This window comes from Aquabacterium sp. T101 (assembly GCF_057219775.1).
Genome location: NZ_JBXVVZ010000020.1, coordinates 1 through 633, shown reverse-complemented (window position 1 = coordinate 633; position 633 = coordinate 1). Strand labels below are relative to the sequence as shown.

1 protein-coding gene is annotated in these 633 nt (G+C 60.7%); it reads right to left on the bottom strand.

The annotated features are described in order from the left end of the window. Positions 1 to 145 precede the first annotated feature (145 nt). A partial coding sequence (locus AC2EAQ_RS18895; RefSeq protein WP_484645990.1) for a T6SS immunity protein Tdi1 domain-containing protein occupies positions 146 to 633 on the bottom strand: 488 nt, incomplete at its 5' end.

Genomic DNA, 633 nt, shown 5'->3' with positions numbered 1-633 from the left:
CGCCTAACGTTTGAGCTGAGCGGACGCCTTCGGAATGGCGCTTGGCCCGCGAGACGGATGATGACCTGAACCGGCTCGCGGGCCAAGCGGCTTGCCGATGGAGGTCCGCTCGAGCGAAGGGTTAGGCCGCACTCTGGGGGCTTGCTCAGTCGGTGACGGTTACTTGAACTTGAGCACCGTCTGGAAGGCGGCGAATGCTCTCATGCATGTGCCCGCTCATGGAATAGTGTTCAGCTGCGGAAACTGGATGCATGTTCTCAGCGCTGAAGCTGCCTTGCGAAAAAATTGGGAAGATTGCGTAGGTGTAGCACTGGTCGGCGCCCAGCACTTTGCCTTGCGAGCGCAGGACGTCCACCAAGCCTGGAAGAAACCATTCGTCGGTTCGTTCGCTGCCGAGTAGCTCTGCGAAGTGTTGCTGCGATTCGGCCACTTGTTCCAAGGAGCCGGTTGCGGTGCTGAGCCACCAGACCGTACCTGCCGCGACTTCAATGAATACGTCGCCGATGGCGGAAAACATGAGGGGAGTCCAGTCCTCGCCGAGCTGCCAGCGCCAGTGTTCGCGCAGCGAGTCGACAGCTGCCCCGCTCGGCTGAATGGTGATTTGCGACCAGGTCGCCATGTGCGGCCTAACGT